The sequence below is a fragment of the Streptococcus sp. HMSC065H07 genome, from assembly GCF_001837325.1.
Taxonomy (GTDB): Bacteria; Bacillota; Bacilli; order Lactobacillales; family Streptococcaceae; genus Streptococcus; species Streptococcus salivarius_H.
In genome coordinates this window covers 1-26,367 of sequence record NZ_KV832053.1, presented here as the reverse complement: position 1 = coordinate 26,367, position 26,367 = coordinate 1, and the positions used below count along the sequence as shown (strand labels likewise).

Genomic DNA, 26,367 nt, shown 5'->3' with positions numbered 1-26,367 from the left:
ATTTTTGAATCTGTTGGGAATATGGGAAGTAGGAGCCTCTATGTCAGTATTGGCAAGGGGTTGAGAGAACTGTGAGTTGAGTCGTTAAAAAAATTTTCTTTTTGAAGGGAGAGTATTTTGTATTTTAATAAATATCACCAAAACTAAAAAATAAGGTTAGGGTGATGAACCTTTTTAATGAAAAATGGTTTGATATAAAAATATTTTGAAAATTATAGAACTAACAAAACAGAGGATTGTGGTAAATAAAAGCACGAACGTTTTGAAGTTTCAAAGGACTTAGATAAAAGTTTTAAATTAATATTTTCTAATAAAAGTTAAACTTTTACACAATTATTAGTATATATTTGACAATTTAATAATTATAGTATAAAATGGAAACTGTATATAAAGTAATTTGGATATTGAGGAAATTTATTATTATGAGAGATATGTTTAATAAACGCCAACGTTTTTCATTAAGAAAATATAGCTTTGGTGTAGCCTCTGTCCTTTTGGGAGTTTCAATCTTCTCAAATGCACAGGGTGCCCAAGCTGATGAAACGGTAGCACCAACTACCGCAGGTATGGAAACAACTGCTGAGCCAGATGTAGTCGTGGAGCAATCAACGCCAACAACAGCATCAGTAGCGCCAGCAACAACAGAAAACGCACCAAGCTCAGTCTCTACTGTGGCCTTGGCTAGTGAACAGCCACAATCAGCAGCTCAAGAAAGCCAGGCAACTTCAACAACTAGTCAAACAGCAGCTAGTTCAGAAGCAGCTTCTCAGGCTGCATCGCAAGCGAGCTCTGAATCTGCAGCAGCGACTGCTTCATCTGTAGCGACTAGTGCACAAGCTCTTAGCTCAACAGCAGTAGCCGAAGCTCCTGTTGCTGGTCAAGTATCAGCACAAACAAGTGCAGCCGCTTCAGTTGCGACTGCAGCAGAAACTGCCAGCGCAGAGTCTACAACCAATGCTGTAAATAGCGTCCTTAAAGTAGCGACTAGTGAGTTGGCCGTGACAAGCAGTGAATTGAATGCTGCTGAAGCAAGCCTTAACTCTGAAAATCTCATCAACGCTATGGGACTTGCGGTATCAAACCGTAGCCTTCGTACAGCTGATGCAGTTGCTGTTTTGACAAATGCTGGAGCAAGCTCAACAAACCCTGACTTGACAAACCTAGGCTACAAACTTGCTTATTTGCCAGAACGTCAGCAATACTTTGTTAACATTGATTACATCAACAATCTTAGAGTTGGTCGTGATAATCGTGGGGTTATGAGACCTTATGACTACATTACAAATGGTAACTACATGGTTGTCGTAAACTATGCCAACCTTGGTATTATTGACTACGTGGATGAAGCAGGAAACAAGATTCCTGGATCTTCAACCTACCGTATCAATAACTCAACTGAAACAATCACAGCAAACGGTAAGACTTACAATAAAATCTACGATGCTGGTGTAACAGAACTTCCACCAGTACCAGCAGGATACCGCATCAAATATGCCTCTGCTGACAAATCTAAAGCTAATGCTTATGTAGATGTTTTGAAGTCAGAACGTCAATACGACTATAATAACGGTATTGCAACAATCCGCTCAGAACGTGCTTGGGACCGTAACCAAAGCCGTGTCGTTGACCTTGTTCAATTCGCTAACGGTTCACAAGGATTGGATGCTTCAATTGATGCTAATGGTGGTGGTCAATACCTAGCTCCAGGTTACCGTTACCACATTATCGTTGAAAAAGACACTAAAGATGTCACAAAAGCAACAAGTCAAACAGTAACTTACACTGGTGCTGATACGAAGACACCAGCTGCTAACACTCAAAATGACTTTAGCTTCAATGGTAAAGAAGACCCTACAACCAACACAACAACTTGGACAGAAACTAGCCATACTTATGGCACAGTTAAGACTCCAGTTGTCATTGGTTACTATGCTGATAAAGCCGTAGCAGGTGGCAAGACAGTTACTCCAGATGCACCAAATGCGACAGACACAGTGACATACAAAGCCTTTGGTAAATTTATCGCTGTGGATGAAAATGGAAATCCAATTCCAGGTGTATCAACAACTGCCTACACTAACGATCCTAATGATGCGACTAAGATGATTGCCATCGACAAGACGCTTCCAAGTATTCCTGGTTACACTGTTAAGGTTATCCCTGCATCACCATCAAATCCAGGTGAAGACACTCGTGTCGTTTACGTAGCAATCGTTAACGATGTGACTAAGGCGACCAAACAAACTGTAACTTTCCAAGGTGCTGGCGATAAGACACCAGCTGCAGATGTGAAATCTGACTATACCTTTGCAGGTAAGGATAACCAAGCGACTGGTAAGGTGACTTGGAATGAAACTAGCCACACTTACGGTACAGTTAAGGTTCCTGTTGTGAATGGCTACTTTGCGAATAAAGCCGTAGCTGGTGGTAAGACAGTAACACCAGATGCTCCAGAAGCAACTGACACCGTAACTTATAAGGCCTTTGGTAAATTTGTCATTGTTGATGAAAATGGTAACCCAATTGCAGGTGTGTCAGATACTGTCTACATCAATGATCCTAACGATCCAACTAAGATGATTGCAGTTGACAAGAACTTGCCAATTATCCCAGGTTACACTGCTAAGGTAGTACCTGCAACACCAGGTGACTTGTCTAGCAATACTAAGGTTGTTTACGTTAAGAACGATCAAAAAGCAAGTGTTGTTTACCGTGATGAAACAAGTGGTTCAACCCTTGAAACTGTTGCTTTGGCTGGTAAGTCTGGCGAAGCAGTTAACTATTCAACAGCTGAACGTATCAAACATTATCAAGACCTTGGCTATGTCCTTGTGACAGATGGTTACCCAGCTGGTGCAACATTCGACTTGGATAGTACAGTTGACCAAGCTTGGACAGTAAGCTTCAAACGTGTAGCACTTGACTTTAATCCAGATAATGCTCACGAACCTGGAACTCCAATCTATCCTAACCAACCAAACGGACCAAAATGGCCAGCTAAGGATGCTTACCTTAAAGATGTGACATACACTGTTCACTATGCAAGCAAAGATAGCAATGCTAAATTGCCAGCAGACAGTGTTCAAAAGGCACAATGGAAACGTTCATTGACGCTTGACTCTGTAACAGGTGACATTCTTACAGCAGGTGAATGGAAAGCGGATAAGACTAAGTTCGACCTCGTAATCACACCATTAGTTAACGGTTACTTCGCTGATAAAGGCCGTGTGGCTTCTCAAGATGTCACTATGGACAGCAAGGTTGAGACTGTAACTTACACTAAATTTGGTAAGATTATTGCCGTTGACGAAAAAGGTAATCCAATCCCGGGTGTTGAAGCAGTTACTTACACAAATGATCCTAACGATCCAACTAAGGCTGCTATGACACTTGTTCCTGAAGTGAAAGGTTACAAGGCTGATAAGACAGGTGTGACACCAAGCAACCCAGGTGAAGATACAAAGGTTGTTTACAAGGTTGTTAACGCAGAACCTGCTAAACCAGCAGTTAACAAAGAAGTTGGTACTATCGTCGTTATCTACCGTGACGAGTATGGTAACCAAATCAAGATGCCACTTGTTATCACTAACTCTGTTGGTGCTGAAGTTGATGTTCATGGTGATCGCTACATCTACCGTAACGGTGTGAAATACGAATTGATTCGTCAAGAAGGTAAATCTACAGACAAGATGACAGAAGGTCAAACAGTCGTGACTTACATCTACCGTAAGGTCGAAGATGGCTCAACACCATCAAACGGTAATGGCGGACAATCTGGAAGCTCAACATCTAAAGCTGTCAAAGCAACTTCAAACGGATCTAAGGGTTCTAAAGGTTCTGGATCTGGCTCAGCAGCTGATGGCGCTTCAGATGGTAAAGGTTCAGATAAGAAGAAATCTGGAAACAAAGATGGTAAGAAGGCAGATGGTTCTGATAAAGCTAAAGAAGGCGACGAACAATTGCCAGTAACAGGTGAGTCAGATAACAACCTCGCAGCAATGGGTGTTGTTGTTATGGGACTTATGTCAGGACTTGCGGCTATGAATCGTCGTAAAAACCAAGACTAAGATTTCCACACCTTATCTCTCATAAATTCCAAAAATAAAATCTCTCTCGAGTGAATTGCTCGGGAGAGATTTTTTGGTCTGCGGATAAAATTCACGGAATCTCCCAAGGTTTGTGAATCTTTTAAGCAGTATTTAGCTTGATAAGGTACAATAGAGTAAGAGAAAACGAATGAGGAGACTGTCATGAAGTTTTTACATACGTCAGATTGGCATGTGGGGCGAACCCTCAATGGCTGGTCTTTGTTGGAGGAGCAGGAGTGGGCCTTTCAACAGATTGTGGATTTGGCTATTAGCGAAAAAGTGGATGGGGTTATCATTGCGGGAGACCTCTATGACCGTGCGGTGCCGCCTGTGGATGCGATTAAGCTTTTTAATAAGACCTTGGCCCGCTTGGTACTGGAGGAGCAGATTCCTGTCTATGCTATCAGTGGTAATCACGATGGGGCTGAACGTTTGCATTTTGGACGTGACTTCTTTCAACCTCAGGGGCTTCATTTAAGCACACGTTTGGAGGAGGCCTTTGAGCCTATTGAGTTGGAGGATTGCCAGATTTTTCTGCTGCCTTTTATCGACCCTATTGATGCCCGTATTTACTATAAGGACGATGAGGATAAGGAAATTCAGGGGATTGGTGATGCCTTGACCTACATTATTGAAGATATGGAAAAAGCTTTTGATCCTGACAAGGCCCATATTTTGGTGACGCATTTTGCGGTTTCTAAGAAGGATGATAGCGATGATCAGAGTCTACGAGAATTGATGTTGTCTGAAATCAGCAATACGGTAGGTGGTCTTACCAATGTGACCAGTGACCTTTTCAAGGCGTTCGATTATGTGGCCTTAGGGCATATCCATACGCGTTTTGCTAGTCCGAGCCAGCGCGTGCAATATTCAGGCAGTCCGGTCGCCTTTAATGTCAAAGAAGCCAAGCGTAAGGAAGAAAAGGGTGTCTATATTCTTGAATTGGATGCAACTGGTGAATTGTCTCAGACCTTCCATCCTCTAGAGGTCAAACGACCGATTTTGGCCTTGCAGGCGTCTTTTGAAACCTTGGTGTCACCTGAATTTTATAAGGAGCAGCCTTGTCAAAAGGCTTGGTTTGCCTTTGACATTCAATTGTCCAGTCGTAAGGAATTAGAGGGCATCAATGTGCGTGCCCGTCTGGAAGAGATTTATGGGACAGACATTGTAGAAATCACTTTCAGTCGTTTGGGTGATGTTAGGGAAGAAAGCTTGACTGTAGATCAGCACTTAAAAGATTTGGAAATGCAGTCGCCACAGGAAATTGTCTCTGATTTTTACCAGACAGTGACTGGTGGCGATGTCTTGTCTGAAAGACAGACTGCCCTTGTGGAAAGTATTTTTGAGGAGATTGGAAGGAGTGGACAATGAGACCAGTTCAGTTAGAATTGACCAATTTTGGACCTTATCGTAAGGAAGTCATCAATTTCACCCAGTTTGACCACGCTCCCCTCTTTTTGATTGGTGGGGACACGGGGGCTGGTAAGAGTACCCTCTTTGATGCCATGACGGTGGCCTTGTTTGCCACAACCAGTGGCGACCGCAATGTTGAGGAGATGCGGTCAACCTTCGCTGGTGCAGGGGATGACTTGACCAAGGTAACCTTTTATTTCCAACAAGGCAAGCATCTTTATCGCATTGAGCGAGTGCTCCAGCAGGAGAGAGCCAAGCGAGGTGGGGGCACGACCATGCAAAAGGCGACGGCTTCTCTAGTCATTGTGGATAAGATTGGTGGTCAGGAAATTGAAAAGCTTGGGGATAAGATCAAGGAAGTGAGTGACCAGATTGAGCAGATTTTGGGACTTAATGCCGAGCAGTTCAAGCAGATTATTCTCCTTCCGCAAAATGATTTCAGCCGTTTCTTGAAAGAAGATTCTAAGACCAAGACTCAAATTTTAAAGAAAATCTTTGGAACGGGTATTTTTGACCGTTTTCAAAAGAGCTTGGAAGAGCGTCTTCGTCAGAGCAATAAGGATATGGATAAGCGCCAAGCTCAGCTAGATGGCCATTTTGCCAGTCAGGTGTGGTCTGAGGAGGAATTAGCAGTCTTGACCCAAACGCCAGCTTCTGAAAAATTGGCACGCCTTGAAGAGCTTTTGTCTCAGCGTCAAGAAAGTCTTACGGAGCAAAAAAGCATCTTGAAGGATGCCCATGAGGATTTGGCAAAATTGCAGAAGAGCTTGCAAACTGCCCAAGATTTGGCAAAGATTTTCCAAGAATTGAAGCAAGCCAAGGAGCGTTACCGTCTGGAAATTGAGGAAGGTGCTAAAGAACAGGCAGAGGCTAAAGTGCATCTGGAGGAATTGCAGTTTGGCCAAGGGTTGCAAGAAACCATTAGTAGCTTGAAGCAGTATCAGAAGCAGTTGTTGCAATTAGAGCAGGACCTTGAAATTGCTCAGGAAGAATTGAGTGAAAAGCAGCAGGCTTTTGAGGATGTTAAGGCTCAAAAAGAGGCACTTGCAGCTCAATCTAAGGACTCTCTTCAAAAAGAAGAGGAGCTTGAAACTTGGAAAGAGAATATTATCTATGCCCGGAGTCTGGCCCAAGAGCAGGAGAAAATCAAACGTTCACGTACTAACTATAAGCAGTTGGAAGAAACCTACCAGCAGGCGTCGAAAAAGATTGAGACTCTTAACAAGTCCTTGTTAGATTTGGAGGCCAATCGCCTAAGTTTAGATAGCTTGCATGAGGCTGAAAAACTCCTCCAGTCTGTGGGCTACAGTGTGGATAAGCAACTGGCTCAGGATCTTAAAGAAATAGAGGGCTTGAATCAGGAGTTGGCAAAGACCGAAAAACGTCATCAAACCTTATCTTTGGATAGTGACCAAGCTCAAGACATTCTCAAAGGATTGGAAGAGAAGTTGAAAACGACTTTGGCTTCACGTCGTCAACTCATGATTGCCCAGTTGCAGGCAGAATTAGAGGATGGACAGCCCTGTATGGTCTGTGGTTCCTTAGAACATCCTAAGGTCGATGGGACACAGGCTGATGAAGCGGCCTTGAAGGATCTCATGGACCAGGTGGAGGAACTTCAAGCTCAAAAAGAAAAGCAAGTCGCTACCTTGTCAAATCGCCAGGCTACCTTGAGTGAAGTTGAGACTAAGCGCCAAGATATGCTTGACCAAGTGGCTAAAGTTAAGTTAACTCTTGAAAAACACTATCAAGAACTCGAAGAGCAAGTTAAGGGACAGTTTGATTTTGATTTTTCAGAGGACTATGGAGCTGACCGTGGACAAGCCTTGTTGAGTGCTGTTGAGAAGCATTATCAAGAACTCCAAAAACGCTATGAGAAGGAAGAGGCAGACCGTGTCCATTATCAAAATGAGTTAGGACGAGCTCAGGAAAAAGCGACAGATTTGGCTAAGAGCTATCAAGAGGCCAAGGCAGCTCTCGACCAAGCTAAGGAGCGCTTAAAAGATTTGCAGGTAGCTCATCCGGAGCTGGAATCTGTAGAGGTTTATCAAGAACGGATTTCCCTTGCGAAGCAGGAGTTGGACCTCTACAATAAGCAGATTAAGGAAAATAGTGAAGCCTACAACCAATTTCATGCCGACATTCAAGGCATCAAGGGGCAACTTGAGAGCTTGACCAAGTCTAAAGAAAAGACCAGCCAAGAAACGAAGCGTCTATTGGCTGAATTAAATCAAAGTCTTAAGGCTGAAGGGGCGCTCACCAATGACCTAGAACAAATCCAGCTTTGGCTGCTTGAAGTGAACAAGCAAGCTATTCCTAAGCTTCAGGCTCAATTGACAAGTTACCAAACCCTTAAACAAGAATTGCAGACCCAGATTAGTAAGAGCCAAGAGCTTCTCCAAAATCAGGAAAAACCAGATTTGACCGCTTTAACCCAAGAGGTCCAAACCAGGCAGGAAAGTTACGATAAACAATTGTCTCAGGTCTCTGTCCTGGAAAAGGGACTTAAGGATGTGACGGCTACCTACCAAGCGGCTAAAACTCTTCAAGACAGCAACCGAGAGGCCTTTAAGGCCCACCAAGAACTCAGTGATTTGGTTAAGGTGGTTAAGGGAGAAAATACTGCTCTGACTGGTCGTCTCAATCTTGAGGTCTACGTTATCCGTCAGTATTTCCAACAAATCTTGGACTATGCCAATGCCAACTACATCGGTCTCTTAACGGATAACCGCTATTCCTTTGTCTTGAGTGAGGAAGGTCGTAGGGCGCGTGATCACTTTGGCTTGGATATCAACGTCTATGACCAGTTGACAGGTAGTGAACGCTCGGTTAAATCCTTGTCTGGTGGTGAAACCTTTATCGCCGCACTGGCCATTGCCCTATCCCTCTCAGAAGTTGTGCAAAATACCAGCAAGGGTGCTGTTGTTGAAGCCCTCTTCATCGACGAAGGTTTCGGTTCGCTAGATAAAGAGGCTCTCACCAAGGCTATCACGGTCCTAGAACAAATCGGTGAAAACCGTATGGTCGGTGTCATCAGCCACGTGGACGACATGAAAGAGGGCATCGCTCAGCAACTAGCCATCATCAAGTCACACGATGGTAGCAGTCGCATTAAAATTGTGGATAAGGGGTAGGAAGAGTCGAGAGCTTAAGAGACCTCACTCAAAACCCTTTAACCTTTCTAAGAGATAGTTCCTCAATAGGGCTATCTCTTTTTTATCCCCTCTGTATCAGCTTTTTAACTGTCAGTTTTTTCTGAAAATAAAAGGAAATTAGTTTGAAAAAAACCTCTCATAAAAAAGCTAATCTATTAGAAAATTAAGTGATACTATGGTATAATTTAATATGGTTAAGTCTCGATAAAAGCAAGGAAAAAGTGTATAGAGTGTGTTTTAGGTCCCTATCTCTTGCGACCTAAAAGTTGTTATTAAACTCTTAGACTGTTTCTGGAAAGCTTATGTCGGTTTGAGACAGGAAAAGAAAAAATCTTACTAGCTAGAAAAAAATAAGAAATAAAAAATGACAGAAAAAATTTCCGTAATTATTCCCGTTTACAATGTAGAAAATCAACTCCAGACCTGTCTAGACAGTGTCCTGGGGCAGACCTATCAAAATCTTGAAATCATCCTCATCAATTATGGCTCAACAGACAATAGTGATGCCATTTGCCGTAGCTATGCTGCTAGGGATTCTCGCATTCTCTATTTCAAAAAGGATAATGGAGGGCTTTCAGATGCTCGCCATATTGGTATTCGTCAGGCTAAGGGAGCTTACGTTACCTACGTGGATGCTGAGGATTGGGTAGAGCCGACTTATCTGGAGGAGCTTTATAAGGCGCTCCAAGCTCACAAGGCAGATATCGCAGTAGCCAATTACAGTGTTTATAAGGAATCGGAAGATCGCTTTTATTTTTACATCAAGGATGAAGATTATTACGAGCAGGTGTATTCACCCGCTCAGATTATTGATGGGCTCTTTGAAGAAACCAATAACATTAACATCGCTCTGATTTCTGCGACAGGTAAACTCTACAAACGTTCCTTGTTTAATGACTTGCTTTTCCCAAAAGAGCATGCAGGGGAGGATGGCTTTTTCAACCTTAAAGCTTATCTCATGAGTGAGCGTACGGTTTACCTTAATAAGGGACTTTATGTTTACCGTGAGAGTCCAGAGATGCCATCAGCGACTTGGATGCAAGACTGGATGATGACTTTAGTTTATGCCATGGAGGAGCGCTTGGCTATTGTTGCTAGCCATGGTTTCCCTCTGGAAAAATATATGGTTACCTACCGTCAGATGCTAGAGGCTTGTTTGAAAAATGTAGAGGAGCAAGGTCTCACAGATTCTGATGCCTACCGCTCCATTCAGGAAAAATTCCAGGTCTTGAGTTTGGCTCCTCAACGTTATGAGACTAAGAAGCGTGCCATTGTTCTGGCAGCCAACTATGCCTATGTTGACCAAGTGCTTACGACCATCAAATCTATCGTTTTCCATCATCGCAACATTCGTTTTTACTTGATTAACGATGATTTTTCTCAAGAGTGGTTTAGAGGACTTAACCGTCATCTGGCTGCCTTTGGTAGTGAAGTGATTAACTGTCGTGTGGATAGTAGTCAGATCAAGCAATACAAGACCAATAGCAATTATGCTAGCTATCTTCGCTATTTTGTGGCGGACTTTGTGTCTGAGGAAAGAGCCCTCTATTTGGATAGTGACATGGTGGTTACAGGTTCTCTAGAGGACCTCTTTACCCTTGATTTGAAGGGGCGTCCTTTGGCTGCTGTGCGTGATTATGCCATTCAGGTTCAGGACCGTCAGGCAATGTTTGATGCAGGTTTCATGGTGATTGATACGACCTATTGGAAGCAGTACAACATGAGACGCCACTTGATTGACATGACCAGCGAATGGCATGACAAGGTCCCATTTGCAGAGCAGTCCATTCTAAACATGGTCTTCCGTAACAACTGGTTGCCTTTGTCTTTTGATAACAACTATGCGGTCACCAAGTCTAGTCTAGCTGGCTTCCATTTGCCAAATGGTCAAGACTATCCTAAGGTTCTGCATTATGCCTCACACCGTAAGCCTTGGTTGCCTTTAGCCTGCCAAGCCTATCGTGAGGTCTGGTGGTTCTATGCTCAAATGGATTGGTCAGGGGTCGCTGAAAATGCTGCCTTATTGCCACTTTCAGAGGATATGATTTATCCTAAGGGTCGTCCATTCACTTGTTTGGTCTACACCAACATTTCGGAAATACCGCATTTGACGGATCTTATCTCGGCTCTTCCTAAGGTACAGTTTAAAATAGCCTCTCGCCAGCATGTGACTGATAAACTGGCTCAATTGATTACCTATCCAAATGTGACGGTTTACTCAGCCATTGCGGGTCTAAATGGGCTAGATTTGGAATTGGTTCGGACCAGTGACTTGCTTTTGGATATCAATCCAGGAAGAAAGGTAGTGGAGATTCTTGATGCCTTTAGGTTTGAAAATAAACCAATTTTAGGGTTTGAGGACCTCAAGTCAACCAAGCATAACCAACAAACCTACTCAAGAGATCGTTGGAAAGAGATGGCTGAGACCATTCGCCAAATGCGTAAGAAGAGCCTGTAATCCTTTGTTTGGATAAGTAGGCTGAAATGGCGTCTCTGTCTCGTTTCAATCGAAATAACATCAGCCTGTCTATGGGCAGGAAATAGGAGTAATAGTGAAAAAAATTAGTCAATCGATAATCACCAAACGTGTCTTATGGACCCTCTTTTTCCTCTTTATTTATTGTTTGGGAAATCAATTGGTTCTACCGTTTGTAGATTTGAAAAATGCAAATATCTTTGGGGGAGCCATCGGTTCCTTGGCTTTCTCTAGTGCCATGATGGGTGGAAACCTCAGGTCCATGTCTCTTTTTTCAGTGGGCTTGTCACCCTGGATGTCGGCCATGATTCTCTGGCAGATGTTTTCTTTCTCTAAGAAAATGGGCTTGAAAAATCTCCCTATTGAGATTCAGGACCGTAGACGCATGTATTTAGCCCTAGGGATTGCCATTGTTCAATCTTTGGCAGTATCATTGAATTTACCTATCGTTTCAGGGGTTAATGCTAGTCTCGCTATTTTCATGAATACCATTTTATTGATTGCGGGGACCTTTTTCTTGGTTTGGCTATCAGACCTCAACTCCCTCTTTGGGATTGGGGGCTCCATTGTCATCTTGATGGCAAGTATGATGGCCAATCTGCCTTATCAAATCATGGATAGCATTGAAAAATTAGGTATTGGTTGGAATGTCTTGCTTCCTCTGATTCTGTTCAGTTTAGTATTCCTCTATGTTTCAGGGGTTGTGCAGAGGGCTAGATACCGCATCTCAATCAATAAAATCAATATTCATAACCGCTTCAAACAGTATTCTTACTTGGATATTATGTTGAATCCAGCTGGAGGGATGCCTTTCATGTATGCCATGTCCCTAGTCAGCATTCCGCAGTACGTCTTTATGCTGATTCAATTTATCCATCCTGAAAACAAGTGGACCAGTGGTGCCATCAAGGCCTTGACGGTTGGTCAACCTCTTTGGTTGGTTGTTTATCTGGTCATGCTCTTCGTTCTAGGGTTAGCTTTTGCCTTTGTTAATGTCTCTGGTGAGCAAATCTCTGAGCGTATGCGCAAGTCAGGTGAGTACATCTACGGCGTTTATCCAGGCCAAGAAACCAGTGCCTATATCAACCATTTGGTGCTTAGACTTGGTTTCATCGGTGCCCTTTACATGCTCTTTATGGCAGGTGCTCCAATGCTGATTATCTTGGTCAATCCAGATTACCTGCAACTGAGTATGATTCCTGGGACATTCTTGATCTTTAGCGGTATGATTTACAACGTTAACGAGGAAATGAAAGCCTTGAAGCTTAACACTTCCTACACCCCACTTTTTGAAAATGTATAAACTCTCACCCCTCGTGGGGTTGAGAGGCAGGCTGGTGATGTCTGATCGGTCTGCCCCTCAATCTCAAGTATTGTGATGAAAAGACAATGAAGGAGAACTCATGTATTATTTTATTCCAGCTTGGTATGGACAGACGGATGAATTTTGGAAGACGGTCATTGATCCTTGGTACCGTATCCGCCAAAAAATTGAATTTGATGACAGCTTGCACCAAGTTCGTATCTTTCAGGATGAGGACTTAGCCCCTCAGCTTTTGCTTTTGGCCTACCAACCGCATTTGCGTTATTTCTTGCATCGTCATGATGTCTTGGAAGTTGGCTATACAGCTATTTTTGACTTGATTCAGGGTATCACTGATGAAGATATGAAAAATCTTCAGGTGACAGATTTGGAATGGCCAGAAGGGGCTACCTTTGTTCACACACCATTTGCTATCGTGGTACAATGCCAACACAAGCGTTATGCCGAGATTGAGTTTGGCTCAGAAGGCTTTATTGGCATGATTCGCTACTATAAGGATGAGCAAATCATTCGCGAAGACATCTACGATGACCGCGGTTTTATCTCAAGTAGTCTTTATTATGAAGGTGGACAACCAAGCTATCGAAACTATCTTAATGCCAAGGGAGTTTGGCAACTCTGTCATTTCTTTGATGGCCGTGGAATTGTAGCCAACCCTCGTACGGAAGGTCGTTTTAATAAGAGTTACTACAGTGATCTTTCAGAAGTTATCTGGGAATTTTTGACTAAATTCTTGGACGAAAAGGTAGAAGCAGAGGACCGTTTTGTTATTGCCTCAGATTTACGCCATAACAAGCACCTCTTTGAACATTTGCCAGCAGACAACACTAAGATTTTGACTTGGTTCGCAGAACGTAATCAGGACGATAGTATTGACACCTATGAAGCCTTTCTGCCGCAAGTGGACTTGTTGATTGCTGACCGTTACGATTACTTGGAGCAGCTTCAGGTTGCCTATCCAGAAGAGGCTAAGAAACTCAAACACATGGCTTCATTCGATACCCGTTTGGCTTTGGGAACCAGTCAACGTGTCAAAGAGTCTAAAATTTTTTATCAGGTTGACTTCGATCAGTTGGATTTAGAGGCTATTTATCAGGTCTTGGCTTTTGTGGCTAAGTATCCTAAGACACAGGTTGAATTTGGAGCATTCAATGCCAATCCAGAGCAACTTGGTAGCCTGCAAAATCAAGTGGAAAAAATGATTGAAGAACGATTGAGTCCAGATGCCTTTGAAGAGGTTGTCGAAAGTAGTGGTGCAGAAAATAAATTGGAAGAAAATAATGAAATCGTCAGCCGATTTTCTTTCCAAGACCTGCGTGACGAGACTGCCCTTATTAAGGCCCTTCAGTTTACACGACTCATTGTCGACTTGAGCAAAGAACCTAATCGTTATACACAGATTGCTGGAATTAGTGCTGGTATTCCACAAATTAACCGTGTGGCGTCTGAGTATGTGACCCACCAAGAGAATGGTTATATCTTGAAGCACTTGTCCGATTTTGAAAAAGGGGCTTACTACTATTTGGGACAGTTGAACAACTGGAACCGCTCCCTTATCTACTCTATTGAGAAAATTAAGGAAAATACAGGAGACCGTTTGGTGCAAAAATGGGAAGATTGGTTGAAGGAGGAGCAGAATGACCAAGGATAATCGTCTGAAGATACTACAAGTTGGATCATCCAACTGGTCAGAAAATCAGGAAATTCCTGAAAATATGAAATGGTATTATTGCAATCTTGGTCAGCTTGAGACCTTACAAGAAACCATCGAAGAAGACGAAATCAAGACTTTCACAGCTGTTATAGTGGACAGTCTTGAAGGTCTTGAGGAATTGATGGCTATTAAAGAGCATTTGATTCCTCATGCTATTTTCTTTGATCAAACGATTGAAGTGCCAGATGAGAGCCTCCTTCAGTTTCTGAAGGAAGTTTGTGCTGTACCGACTGATTTTTCAAATCAAGGACAGTTACTCTTCACCCTTTCAAAAGCACTCTTTTCAGGCCAATACGGGGATAAGATGTCTCCTTTCACTACCCAGTTTAACCCAAATTTTACTGGTGACGTGACCTACCACGGTCATGAAAATATCATTTTAAAAGGTGATTATGGTCAAGATTTTAGTCCTGTCTTGGACTGGACCTATAATGTCAGAGCCAGCAAGGAAAATCCTATCGAGCTTTGGTTGGAATTTGAAAAAGAGGAGACTTGCGAGTGTCGTTTGATTCTCAATCTTTTGCCAGAAGGTTCGGTCGCAGGTATTTTTAAGACCTATATCGTTTCAGAAGAAGAAATGCGCAAGGGAGCCATTGTCCTTGATGAGGACATGACCTTCCTCTTGGCTGCTAGTCTTGAAATGAAGGGTAAAGGTAAGATTACAATTGGTGGTCTCCACCAACGTTTAACCCGTTTCCAATTCGGTAAATTTGTACTTGGTGGTGGTATTCTCCACGACAGCAAGCGTCAGGAAATCAACTATTTCTTTTATCCTGGGGATTTCAAGCCACCTTTGTCTGTTTACTTCTCAGGTTACCGTCCTGCCGAAGGTTTCGAAGGTTTCGGAATGATGAAAGGGATGGGAACACCATTCTTGCTCTTTTCAGACCCTCGTCTCCAAGGGGGAGCCTTCTACATGGGAACTGAAGAGCTTGAAAATAGTATTAAGGACACCATCCAACATTACTTGGACTATCTAGGTTTTGACAATAGTCAACTCATTCTCTCTGGAATGTCCATGGGAACCTTCCCATCTATGTACTATGGTGCGGACTTTGAACCTCATGCCATCATTATGTCTAAACCCCTAGCCAATGTTGGAACTATCGGTAATCGTGCTAGACTTTTGGCACCAGAGGTTTTCCCGACAGGAATTGATGTCTTGCATTTGCAGACAGGACGCTTGGATAATGAGGGTGTTGAGGCCCTTAATCAGAAGTTCTGGAATAAGTTTGAAAAAGCAGATTTTTCAAACACGACCTTTGGTCTTTCTTACATGAAAGACGAGGATATGGATCCAACGGCCTATGAGGATATTACCAAGTCCCTCTATTATTCAGGGGCTAAGATTCTCAGTAAGGGAACATCAGGTCGACACAACGACGATTCATATACGGCGACAACTTGGTTTGTCAATTTTTACCGTATGATTTTAGAAAATGATTTTGGAAGGAAGGAGTAAGAATGTTCAGAAACAAGAAATCAGAAATCTTGTGGGGCTTAAACCACAAAGCCTACATGTATGGCTCAAAAATTGTTAAACGCCAAGATGGTTCTGTGCAATTTTGCAATCCTTTGGTGCCATCAGGAACGGAAATCCAGTCTTGGATGGCCATCCAAAACTATCAAGCTGCTCGTACCCAGCCTGCCCTCCCACTTTTGAAAAAAGGGCATAGCTATGACTTGACGGCTAATCTCGAAGCTGTCCCAACTGGCTCAGTCTTTTTGAAAGTCAGCTTTTTGGACCGTTATGACAATGAAATTAAGCAGCTGATTGAAAAAAGTACCCACATGACCTTTATTTACCCTCATGAGGCTTATACCTATCGTATTTCCCTCTTGAGTGCTGGGGTCAAAGAGCTGGATTTCTATAGCTTAAAACTGGAAGAAACAGGAGAAGAACATGTTTAAACAACTGAATCCTATTCTCCCTGTTAAGGAGATACTCAAGGAAATCAACGGCCTAGCCGATGAAATGGCCGGTCTGAGCAACCTTGAGTTGAAAAATAAAACGCAGGAATTTAAGGAGCGTTTAGCCCAAGGAGAAAGCTTGGACGACCTCCTGCCAGAAGCCTTTGCGGTTGTTCGTGAAGCAGATAAGCGCGTGCTAGGCATGTTTCCTTATGATGTTCAGGTCATGGGGGGCATTGTCATGCATCAGGGCCATATCGCTGAGATGAATACCGGTGAGGGTAAGACTTTGACGGCAACCATGCCAGTCTACCTTAATGCCTTGTCAGGTGAAGGGGCTATCCTCGTTACGACCAATGAATACTTGGCTATCCGTGACGCCGAAGAAATGGGGCAGGTCTATGAGTTCCTAGGTTTGACGATTGGTGTGCCTTGTGTGGAAGGCAGTAATGAGATGGAACCAGCTGAAAAGCGTGCCATCTATCAATCAGATATCGTTTACACGACCAATGCCAGTCTAGGTTTTGACTATTTGATTGATAACCTTGCTTCTAACCAAGACGGGAAATACATGCGTCCTTTTAACTATGCTATCGTCGATGAGGTAGACTCTGTCCTTCTTGATAGTGCGCAGACACCCTTGATTATTTCTGGTGCGCCCCGTGTTCAGTCCAACTACTATGGAATGATGGATACGCTTATGACCACCTTGGTCGAGGGTGAAGACTACATCTTCAAAGAGGAAAAAGGTGAAGTTTGGTTGACCACTAAGGGTGCCAAGGCTGCTGAAAACTACCTCGGTATCGGCAACCTCTACGATGAGGAAAATAGTACCTTTGCCCGTCATTTGCTCTTTTCACTTCGTGCCCACTTGCTCTATAAAAAGGACAAGGACTACATCATTCGTGATGGTAAGAAAGGGCCTGAAGTGGTCCTTCTTGATAAATCGACAGGTCGTCTCTTGGAATTGACCAAGCTCCAAGGTGGACTCCACCAAGCCATTGAAGCCAAGGAATTAGTGGCCTTGTCACAAGAAACCAGAGCCATGGCTTCTATCACCTACCAAAGTCTCTTTAAAAAATTCAAGAAAATTTCAGGGATGACTGGTACTGGTAAGGTTGCGGAAAAAGAATTTCTCGATACCTATGGTATGAAGGTCATTCAAATTCCAACCAACCGTAAGAAACAACGTATCGACTATCCAGATAAGATTTATGCGACTCTGCCAGAGAAGGTCTTTGCTTCTTTAGAGTATGTTAAGCATTATCATGAAAAAGGCAATCCTATCTTGATTTTCGTTGGTTCGGTGGAAATGTCAGAGCTTTATTCTTCTTTACTTTTGCGTGAGGGGATTGCTCATAACCTCCTAAATGCCAACAATGCACCTCGAGAGGCTGAGATGATTGCTGAGTCAGGACAAATGGGTGCCGTGACAGTTGCGACTTCAATGGCAGGACGTGGAACAGATATCAAGCTCGGCAAGGGCGTAGCTGAACTGGGTGGATTGGTCGTAATCGGTACGGAACGTATGGAAAGTCAACGTATTGACTTGCAAATTCGTGGCCGTTCTGGACGTCAGGGAGACCCTGGTATGTCTAAATTCTTCGTCTCACTTGAAGACGATGTGATTAAGAAATACGGTCCATCATGGGTTCACCGTACCTACAAAGAATATGCCATTAATGATCACATTGAGCCTAAGGAACTGACCGGTCGCAAGTATCGTAAATTGGTTGAAAAAGCCCAAGAAGCTAGTGAGAGTTCTGGTCGTACCTCACGTCGTCAAACGCTTGAATTTGCAGAAAGTATGAACATCCAACGTGAGATGATTTATGCTCAACGTGACCGTCTCATCTACCACAATCAAGGTTTGGACACTGTTATTGACGAGGTTCTTGACGATTTCATCGACCAAGCTATGGCTGAGGAAGATTTCTCAAAAGCGGAAAATCTTTACCATTTCATCTTGCGTAATATCAGCTTCCGCATCAATGAAATTCCTAAGGATTTAGACCTCAAGAATCGTGAGCAAGTCTTGGAACTCATCTACCAGTTTGCCTATCGTGAACTTGATGCTAAGAAGCAGGAGTTGAAAACCAAGGAACTTAACGAGTATTTCCAACGCCTATCCATGCTTAAGGCTGTGGATGACAACTGGGTAGAGCAGGTAGACTATCTGCAACAACTCCAAATGGCTATTGGTAGCCAACAACTCAGTCAAAAGAACCCGATTGTTGAATACTACCAAGAGGCTTACAAGGGCTTTGAAGCCATGAAACGTCAAATCAGAAAGGATATGGTTCGTAATCTTCTCCTTAGTCAGGTGCAAGTCACTAAAAAAGGAGATATCATCAGCCATTTCCCATAAAATAAGGAAATTATGACAGTATATAACATTAATTTAGGCATAGGTTGGGCCAGCAGTGGTGTCGAATATGCCCAGGCCTATCGTGCCAAGATTTTCAGGGAAATGGGACAAGAGGCAAAATTTGTCTTTATGGATCTCATCCTTGGAGATAATATCGAGCATATGACTAGCAAGATTGGTTTTGCAGACGACGAAATTATCTGGCTCTATAGTTATTTTACAGATGTTAAGATTGCGCCATCGACTATTAGCCTAGCAGAAATCGAGGCCATCTTACCTGCCAATCCTGAGCGCAAGGAAGTAGCTGGTCGCCTCATTCGTTACCATTATCCACAGGATGGTATGGTAGTGGCATGTAACCTTCGTGCGATGGACGAAGATGCAGTGGAAACAGTCAGCTACTTTGTCAATGACAAGCTCTTGCGCAAGGACTTTTACTCTTACACTCGTTACTGCAGTGAGTATTCTGCGCCTAAGGACAATCAAGCCAAGGTTTACCAACGTCGTTTTTATAACGAAGATGGGTCTACAGCCTATGACATGATTGTCGGAGACAATAATCAGGATATCTATCGTTTTCCTGATCAGGTTCTTTATGGTAAGCAAGAATTCCTTCGCTATTTCTTCAAACGTCTAGCCCTAACCAAGGATGATGTGGTCATCTTGGACCGTGAAACAGGTATTGGCCAGTTGGTCTTTGAAGAAGCGCAAGCTGCTCGCCTAGGTGTAGTGGTTCACGCTGAGCATTTTAGTGTCAATCAAACTGATGGCAACTATATTCTCTGGAATAACTATTACGAGTACCAGTTTACCAATGCGGACAAGGTTGATTTCTTTATCGTGGCAACTGATTGTCAGAAGGAAATTCTGCAGGAGCAGTTCCGTCGCTACACCAACCACGATCCAAAAATCTACACTATTCCAGTTGGAAGTCTTCCTGAATTGGTTGGACAGGACAAGCCACGTAAGCCATTCTCAATGATTACGGCCTCACGATTGGCTCAGGAAAAACACATTGACTGGTTAGTTCGTGCGGTTATCGAGGTTCATAAGACTTTGCCAGATATCACTTTTGATATCTACGGTAGTGGTAGTATGGATGCCAAGTTGCGTGAGATTATTGTCGAAGCACAAGCTGGCGACTATATCCGACTCATGGGGCATGCTGACTTGACTGACATTTATAGCCAGTACGAGGTCTACCTAACAGCTTCAACCAGTGAAGGTTTTGGCCTTACTCTCATGGAGGCGGTTGGTTCAGGTCTTCCGATGATTGGATTTGATGTGCCTTACGGAAATCAAACCTTTATCGAAGACGGGGTCAACGGTTATCTCCTCCCTGTCGCTGAAAATCATGTTGTGGATGTCATCACCAAGTCCTATAAGGATGCCATTGTCCGTCTCTATGAAAAAGGCAATATCGAAGCCATGCGTCAAAAATCTTATGACCTTGCCAAAGGCTTCTTGACCAGTCAAGTCAAGGCAGCTTGGAAACAGTTACTTGAGGAGGTACGCTCATGATATTCTTATGTGATTACTACAATCAAGCCAGTAAGGATCTAGCTTACTCACTTCAGGTAGCAGGCTATGATGCCACAACAGTTGTCATCAATCCAGATGGTTTTCTCCCTCAAGGCTCTCTCTCTCCTTTCACCTACTATGTGGAAGCAGAAGAGGAAACTGGTAAACCACGCTTTTTCAACCAAGTTCCTGTGCCAGCCTTTTGGGAAATTTCAGGGAACAATCAGATGGCGCGTGTGTCTAATCTTACCGAAGAACGTGCCCGCATCACATACCCAGAAGGTAGCAAGGCTCGTATCGTTAAAAGTGTCGAATGGTTAGACAAGTCAGGAAAGATTCGCCAAGTGGACCACTATAACAAATACGGATTCTGCTTTGCTAAAACCACTCATGATGAGAACGGTCAGGCAGTCTTTACCAGCTACCAAACCAAAGAAGGCGACGAACGTATCTTGGAAAATCATCTCACCAGTGATATTCTCTTGACTCTACCAGGACAAGCCCTCCGTCGTTTCGCCAACCGTACTGAATTTGTTAAAGCCTTCCTAGCTCAGGTCTTTGGTGATATCGATCACATTATCTTTAATAGCTTGGCAACACCTTTCGTCGTCTCATGGACTATGGAAAATAAGGGTGCCACTGATGTTCTTGTCTGGCAAGAGCCACTGGGTGATGTCCTTCCAGGCAATATGAATGGTATCTTAGAGGATAATTCAGCCAGAGCCAATGCCATCATCATTCCTGATAAGGTGACTTATGAAAAAGCCTTAACGTTAGTGCCTGAGGATAAAAAACATAAGGTCTTGTCACTTGGCTATGCCTATGACTTCAAGGAAAATCATGGCAAACCTCGTAATGCCTTTATTGCAACCAATTCAGACCAAATTGAGCGTTTAGAAGCCTTGGTTGAGTCACTCCCTGATGTGACCTTCCAGATTGCGGCAGTCACTGAGATGTCCCCAAGATTGCTCTCGATGATGCGTTATTCAAACGTTGTGCTCCATCCAAACGCTAGTCACAAGCAGTTGGACAAGCTCTATCAAGAGTCTGACCTCTATTTGGACATTAACCATCATAATGAATTGTATAAGGCGACACGAACTGCCTTTGAACACCAATTATTGATTCTGGCCTTTTCAGAAACAGCTCATGGACGTGATTATACAGCACCGGAGCATATCTATGCCAGTCAGAACTATCCAGCTATGGTTGCCAAGATTAAGCAGGTCCTAAGCGACAATCAAGCCATGCAAGAGGCCATGCAAGCTCAAGAAGCTCAAGCTAATACTCTGACTGCTTCTGAGTTGGCCGACCGCTTACAATCACTTTTAGGAGGAAATCATGTCTAAAAAAGATTTATTCTACGGTGACGTTGAAGGCCGTATGGAAGAACTCAAGCAAAAGCCTATCACAAAAGAAAAAGAAACCAGAGGAGAGAAGATCAACAAGAGCTTTTCAATCATGCTCGGCCTTGTTATTATCATCGGTTTGATCTTCACTCTTATTGGTTTGTTGAGGTAGTCTTATGATGTTAGTATTTATGGTTCTAGCAGTGATTCTTTCGGTTGCCCTTATCGTCCTAGTGACCATCCAACCGCGTCAAACGCAGATTTTCTCAACGGATGCCACTAGTAATATCGGTAAACCAAGTTATTGGGCTAGCCAACCGATTCGAAAAATGTTGACCTTGGCTATCAGCATAGCCCTCTTTATCCTCTTACTTATTTTTATGATTGTTTCTTATAAGTAAGTAGAGGACTTCCTACCATATAATAGAAAGAAGTATGTATGCGTGTACATTTTACGAATTTATTTGGGCAGTCCCCACGTAGTGTGGCCTTGATTGCCCAAAATGATACCATGAAGATTGCCAAGGAGCTTGGTGCCAATGAATTAGCAATCTATTTCTACGATAATAGCCAGGAGTCAAGTGGTGAATTAAATTCCCGCCTTGATGGTATTGTGGCAGGAGTGAGCTATGGCGATATTGTCTTCTTCCAGTCGCCGTCGTGGAATAGTGTCGCTTGGGACACTAGCCTCATTCATAAATTTAGGGCAGTGCAAACCAAACTTGTGATGTTCATCCATGATGTTCCACCTATAATGTTTCCTAGTAATTATTTCCTCATGCCTAACTACATTGAAATGTACAATCTTTGTGATGTCGTCGTTGTTCCATCAGAACAAATGCGTGATCGACTCATTGAGGAAGGGTTAACGGTCAAAAAGATTATTATCCAGGGACTTTGGGATTTGCCTCATAACCTTGACTTGCACAAACCAAGCTTCCAAAAGAAGCTCATCTTTGCTGGTAATCCAACTCGTTTCCCCCACATTCTCAACTGGCAGCAGGAGACACCTCTTCATGTCTATGCGGAAAAAGAAGAAGACAAGGATTATTCCAGAATTCAACTTGAAGGCTGGCGTAATAAACAGGAGCTCTTGTTTGACCTTTCTAAAGGAGGTTTTGGTCTTGTCTGGGGGAATTCAGAAAAATCTGAAGATGAGCTTGATTACTATAAGTTGAATATTTCCTATAAACTCTCTACCTATTTAGCTGCAGGCTTGCCAGTTGTGGTGCCTGACTATCTTTCAAATGCTGACTATGTCAGAGAACATGGCCTAGGCTTTGTTGTTTCGAGTCTGGAAGAAGCAGACCGTTGTGTACAAGAATGTACAGAAGAGCAGTATGCTCAGATGGTTGCTAACGCACAATACACTGCTTACCTCATTAGCAATGGTTATTTCATCAAGAAGCTTTTTATCGATGCTATCATGGCATTAAGCTAATTGAAAAAGGATTATCGAAAGGTAATCCTTTTTTTGTGACAAATCTGAGCATATATCTTGACTATTTATAAATTATTCAAATCATTTTCACTTTAGACTTAAGGATTTAAGGAAGACCTGTCTCTAATTAGGATTAATGTTAAAAAATAGCCAATAATAGTTAAACAGATGTAAAGAATTCGCCTAAAACAATTGATTGTAATTGTGTGACAATTTATCAAAAATGGAATTGTTGGATAATTTTAAACCGAACGATAGTCAGCTTAAAAATGAGAACAATAGAAACAAGTAGCATAAAATAGAGGGTTTCAACCGTTTGCACATAAAAATAAGGGTAATTGTTTATAGTAATCAGAAAATTCAGAATTGCGAAAACCTTACATTTTTTAGAGAAAATGAGATAAAAAAGAACAATTTTTAGTTAACTTGTGTTATATTATAAATTGTAATTTCCAGATTAGGAAATAACTCATATTTTTAGGAGGTAAATATGTTTTTTAGACGTAACGAAGGTGAATTCCGCGAAACCGATCGCGTGACTCGCTTCAAACTTATCAAATCGGGTAAAAACTGGCTTCGTGCTGCAACATCAAACTTTGGACTTTTTAAAGTTGTTAAAGGTGGTGCAGACGCTCCGTCAGTATCAGTTCAAAATGTAGAAGAAAAAACTTCTCTTCTTTCAGGTCAAGCACTCCTTAAAGGGATTGCAGCAGCAGGTGCTGTGGCAGGTGGTGCAGTAGCTACTTACACAGCTCAAGCCGAAGAAACAACTGCACCAGCTTTGGAAAGCCAAGCAACTACAAACCATGACGTATTGGCAAACTCTGAGGCGGCTGTATTGAGCGCTGCTCCAGTATCTGAAACAGTAGCTTCAGAAGCTCCAGCAGTAGCATCAACAAGCCAAGAGTCTACAAGCTCTTCAGTTGACGCTCAAGCAAGCACAGATGCTTCAGTTTCAGTATCACAATCTGTATCAGCAGAATTGTCACAAGCTATCTCAGAATCTGTTTCACTTAGCAAAGTGAACTCAACATCTGAAAGCCAATCACACACTGAAAGCAACAGTGGTTCAAACTCAGAATCATCTTCAGCTTCAGAATCAGCAACTTCAACAGCTGCAACTGCATCAGAAACAGCGACACAAGAAGATGAAAAAACTATCTTGGATCAAAACGTTTCAGAAGCAGAATTGCTTGTAGGTATCGCTAAAGATTACCAAGCTAAGTTGACTGATACAGCTGCTAAAGCTGAAATCCAAACTGCTATCACAACAGTTCAAGAAGAAGTTGCTAAATCAACAACATTGATTGCTGCGTCAGCAACAAACGCTGCTTACGCAGAACAACGTGAGCGCCTTGGTAACGCTGTTGACAACATGATGACTAAGATCACTGACAACGGCTTCACAGGTAACTCAGTAGTTAACGGTGTTGCAGCAGTTACTGCACAGTTGGCACCAATCGCTACTTCAAATACACTTTCAGCAGGTGTTGACGCAACTCCAGGAATGGACGATGCTAACGGTGCGACACTTACTGATAAGTCAACTACAATTCCTGCAGGATACTCAGCTGACCCAGCTTCAGGTCGTTTGACATTTGGTATTTGGAATCTTTCTTCATACAACCAACTTTACAACAAAAACTACTACATTACTTTGTCTGTAGACAAGACAAAAAGTGCATCAAATCCAAATGTATTCGTTCGTTTGGTTGATAAAACAACTGGTAGTGAAGTTGCGAATACAATATTAAGTAATGCTGTTGCTGGCAAAGAAATCAATCTTGGTGAGCTTTCAAGTCAGAAGTACTATCCATACCTTGTTTATAATGCTTCTACTGATGGAAGTCCGTCTAGTGTTGATATCATTATCAAGCACAATGAAGATTTGAATCCTAGTGGTTTTGATTACAAGACAGAGCAAGTCTATGACTACCTTACACCTGCTAACCAAGGTGAAAAGAAACCGAACGTTGAAATTGCTGTACCATCAACTAAGATGAATCAAACAACTCACTACAAGGTAGTGGATACTACATCTTCAACTTATAATGCTTCACGTTCAGCTTCAGATACAACAACTCAAAGTTACAAACCAACTGGTAATGAAACAGAACTTGCTTCATTTACTCAAACAGGTATTCAAGGTCAAAATTATACAGCTTCTAACCCACGTTCATTTGACGGTTATGTTTTGTATCAACAGGCTGATTCTTCAACTATGTCTGGTGAATTAGGTAACACCGTAGGTGCTAAATATGCCGAACTTAAGGGTAGCCGTCAACATTACTATGTGAAACGTATTCGTGAAGTAGTTGCCAACGATGGTTCAACAGTTACTAAGATGTATGTATTGGATCCATCTGCTGTTTCTACTTATAATGAATCAGTAATGGCAAATAACACTGATACAACAGGATATACACTTGTTTACACTTCTCCAGTGATTAAACCAGGTGACAAGTATATTCCTGCAGCAACTAATATGGATGCTGATAAACGTCTCGTTTCAAGCAAGAACGGTGACTACCAATTGTCTGTTTCTCCATGGCACAATCCAGATAAACCAAATGAAGGTTTAGTATATATTACAGGTTGGTATACAGCTGGTCATTACAACGATGCAAATTATATGTTCATTGATGAACCTAAGGGAACTGCAAGTGCTGTAACTGGTGGTAATACTCAAAATGTAATCGGTGGACGTACGAAGTATGCTATCAATCAAGCAACAGGTCAGATTATCACTGATTCTTCAGGTAATCCAGTGAAATCTACAAGTGGATTTGGTGTCCAATACTCAATTCCAGATGCAAGTGAAAAACCATCTGGTGATACGGTTCACTACTACCGTAAGTTCACTGATTCTGAGTCAGCTTCACAATCACAATCGCAATCTAACTCACAATCATTATCTGAATCAGAAGTAGCATCTAATTCACTATCTAGATCAGAAAACCAATCAGCTTCTGAATCATTGAGTCAATCAGAAGTTGAATCAACAAGTAAATCAGTATCTGAGTCAACAAGCGCTTCAACGTCTGAAGCAGCTTCAGTATCAGCAAGCCAATCAGAATCATTGAAAACTTCTGCGTCTGAATCAGCTTCAGTGTCAGGAAGTCAATCAGTATCGTTGAGTACATCAGCGTCTGAATCAGCTTCAGTATCAGGAAGCCAATCAGCATCATTGAGTACATCAGCATCTGAATCAGCTTCAGTATCAGCAAGCCAATCAACATCGTTGAGCACTTCAACTTCTGAATCTATCTCTGTTTCAGCTTCTATTTCAGAATCAATTTCAATCGTTACAAATAACTCTGAATCAGAATCAACTTCGTCATCTGAGTCAGCCTCAGCATCATTGAGCGATTCAGCATCTGTATCAGAATCAGCAAGCACATCAGCTTCAACATCTGTATCAGAATCAGCAAGTGCATCTGAGTCAGTATCTGTATCTGCATCAGCAAGCCAATCAGCATCATTGAGTACATCAGCATCTGAATCAGCTTCAGTATCAGGAAGCCAATCAGCATCGTTGAGTACATCAGCATCTGTGTCAGAATCAGTATCAGGAAGTCAATCAGCATCGTTGAGTACATCAGCATCT

The 26,367-nt window shown here is 42.5% G+C and carries 15 protein-coding genes; all 15 read left to right on the top strand.

Features of this window, described 5'->3' with window-relative positions; translation table 11 throughout:
• Nucleotides 1–422: 422 nt before the first annotated feature.
• Nucleotides 423–4,067, top strand: coding sequence for a mucin-binding protein (locus tag HMPREF2637_RS10345; RefSeq protein WP_064524603.1), 3,645 nt, complete (start codon nt 423–425; stop codon nt 4,065–4,067).
• Nucleotides 4,068–4,250: 183 nt separating this feature from the next.
• Nucleotides 4,251–5,459: an exonuclease SbcCD subunit D gene (locus HMPREF2637_RS10340; protein ID WP_064524605.1), complete on the top strand. Its 1,209-nt coding sequence runs from the start codon at nt 4,251–4,253 to the stop codon at nt 5,457–5,459.
• Entirely contained in the window at nt 5,456–8,635 is a 3,180-nt protein-coding gene (locus tag HMPREF2637_RS10335) for an SbcC/MukB-like Walker B domain-containing protein (protein ID WP_064524607.1), read from the top strand. Before HMPREF2637_RS10340 ends, HMPREF2637_RS10335 begins: the two co-directional genes overlap by 4 nt.
• 385 nt (nt 8,636–9,020) lie before the next feature.
• Nucleotides 9,021–11,114, top strand: coding sequence for a glycosyltransferase (locus HMPREF2637_RS10330; RefSeq protein ID WP_064524609.1), 2,094 nt, complete (start codon nt 9,021–9,023; stop codon nt 11,112–11,114).
• A 94-nt stretch (nt 11,115–11,208) separates the two neighbouring features.
• Nucleotides 11,209–12,435, top strand: coding sequence for an accessory Sec system protein translocase subunit SecY2 (gene secY2 / locus HMPREF2637_RS10325; protein ID WP_014634786.1), 1,227 nt, complete (start codon nt 11,209–11,211; stop codon nt 12,433–12,435).
• Between the two features lie 100 nt (nt 12,436–12,535).
• On the top strand, nt 12,536–14,107 hold the full coding sequence (gene asp1, locus HMPREF2637_RS10320) for an accessory Sec system protein Asp1 (RefSeq protein ID WP_070840186.1): 1,572 nt from the start codon (nt 12,536–12,538) through the stop codon (nt 14,105–14,107).
• Complete coding sequence (gene asp2 / locus HMPREF2637_RS10315; protein WP_064524613.1) at nt 14,094–15,632, top strand: accessory Sec system protein Asp2; 1,539 nt, start codon at nt 14,094–14,096, stop codon at nt 15,630–15,632. The genes asp1 and asp2 overlap by 14 nt, the downstream gene beginning before the upstream one ends.
• 2 nt (nt 15,633–15,634) lie before the next feature.
• Entirely contained in the window at nt 15,635–16,081 is a 447-nt protein-coding gene (asp3, locus tag HMPREF2637_RS10310; protein ID WP_064524615.1) for an accessory Sec system protein Asp3, read from the top strand.
• Nucleotides 16,074–18,449 (top strand): accessory Sec system translocase SecA2, encoded by a 2,376-nt coding sequence (gene secA2 / locus HMPREF2637_RS10305; RefSeq protein ID WP_064524617.1) that lies wholly within the window; start codon nt 16,074–16,076, stop codon nt 18,447–18,449. Before asp3 ends, secA2 begins: the two co-directional genes overlap by 8 nt.
• Before the next feature lie 12 nt (nt 18,450–18,461).
• Nucleotides 18,462–19,970 carry an accessory Sec system glycosyltransferase GtfA gene (gene gtfA / locus HMPREF2637_RS10300; protein WP_064524619.1) on the top strand — a complete coding sequence of 503 codons (1,509 nt, stop codon included), beginning with the start codon at nt 18,462–18,464 and terminating at the stop codon, nt 19,968–19,970.
• A complete protein-coding gene (gene gtfB / locus HMPREF2637_RS10295; RefSeq protein ID WP_070840183.1) occupies nt 19,967–21,319 on the top strand; it encodes an accessory Sec system glycosylation chaperone GtfB in 1,353 nt (450 codons plus the stop codon). Before gtfA ends, gtfB begins: the two co-directional genes overlap by 4 nt.
• Complete coding sequence (asp4, locus tag HMPREF2637_RS10290; protein ID WP_002883547.1) at nt 21,312–21,491, top strand: accessory Sec system protein Asp4; 180 nt, start codon at nt 21,312–21,314, stop codon at nt 21,489–21,491. The genes gtfB and asp4 overlap by 8 nt, the downstream gene beginning before the upstream one ends.
• 4 nt (nt 21,492–21,495) lie before the next feature.
• A complete protein-coding gene (locus tag HMPREF2637_RS10285) occupies nt 21,496–21,720 on the top strand; it encodes an accessory Sec system protein Asp5 (RefSeq protein ID WP_002883546.1) in 225 nt (74 codons plus the stop codon).
• A gap of 38 nt (nt 21,721–21,758) precedes the next feature.
• A complete protein-coding gene (locus tag HMPREF2637_RS10280) occupies nt 21,759–22,760 on the top strand; it encodes a sugar transferase (protein ID WP_070840181.1) in 1,002 nt (333 codons plus the stop codon).
• A 490-nt stretch (nt 22,761–23,250) separates the two neighbouring features.
• Nucleotides 23,251–26,367 (top strand): accessory Sec-dependent serine-rich glycoprotein adhesin (locus HMPREF2637_RS10275; protein ID WP_141760048.1); only part of this gene is annotated, 3,117 nt, incomplete at its 3' end.